This is a genomic window from Mycobacterium sp. IS-836, assembly GCF_001954275.1.
GTDB lineage: Bacteria > Actinomycetota > Actinomycetes > Mycobacteriales > Mycobacteriaceae > Mycobacterium.
This window is the reverse complement of record NZ_MBEU01000020.1, coordinates 1-1,003: the sequence shown is the minus strand read 5'-3', so window position 1 is coordinate 1,003 and position 1,003 is coordinate 1. Positions and strand designations below refer to the sequence as shown.

The 1,003-nt window shown below is 66.3% G+C and carries 1 pseudogene; it reads right to left on the bottom strand.

From position 1 onward, the window contains the following. A pseudogene (locus A5747_RS08035) lies at positions 1 to 949 on the bottom strand (condensation domain-containing protein); the annotation flags it as partial. Positions 950 to 1,003 lie beyond the last annotated feature (54 nt).

Here is a 1,003-nt window from a genome sequence, read left to right as displayed (position 1 = left end):
CGGATCGGGTTGAGCCGCTCCACAAGCACCTCAAACGGCACGTCCTGATGCTCATAAGCGGCCAGGCTGCGCCGGCGCACCTGGGCGAGCAACTCCGCCACACTGGGATCACCGGCCAGATCCACGCGCAACACCAACGTGTTGACGAAGAGTCCGATCAGCCCGTCGAGCGCCGGGTCACGCCGTCCCGCGATCGGGAAGCCCACCGCCACATCGTTACTGGCGCTGAGCTTGCCCAACAACACCGCCAGTGCCGCCTGCACGACCATGAAACTGGTCGCATTGTGCTCGCTGGCGAGTCGCGCACTCGCTGCTGCAGCTGCGCGGGCCACTCCACCTCGACGCGGGCGCCGCGCTGATCGGCGATCCGCGGGTAGGGCCGATCGGTGGGCAAGGCCAGGCGCTCAGGCATCCCGGCCAAAGCCTGCTCCCAATAGGCCAGCTGCGCACCGATACGGCTGTCATGGTCGTCGAGATCACCGAATTGGGCCCGCTGCCACAGCGTGTAGTCGACATACTGCACCGGCAACGGCACCCAGTCGGGGGCTTGACCCGCACAGCGACTGGCATACGCCATCCCGAGATCGGTCACCAGCGGGGTGATCGACCAGCCATCGGCCGCGATATGGTGCACCACCGCCACCAACACATGCTCATCCGCGCCGACCCGGAAAAGCCGTGCCCGCAACGGAATCTCACCCGCCAAATCGAAACTGTGACCCGCCACCTCCCCGATCGCATGACGAATCCGGTCCGCCGGCCAACCCGTGGCATCGACGACCTGCCATCCGAAGTCAGCCCCCTCGGCGGGCATCACCACCTGCCGCGGCACCCCATCGGAGGCCACAAACAGCGTGCGCAGGCTCTCATGGCGACCCACCACATCAGCCAACGCCGACCCCAACGCGCCGGCATCCAAGTCCCCACTCAGCCGCAACGCCACGGCCATGTTGTAAACCGGTGACGGGCCCTGCAACTGATCGATAAACCACAACCGGTTCTG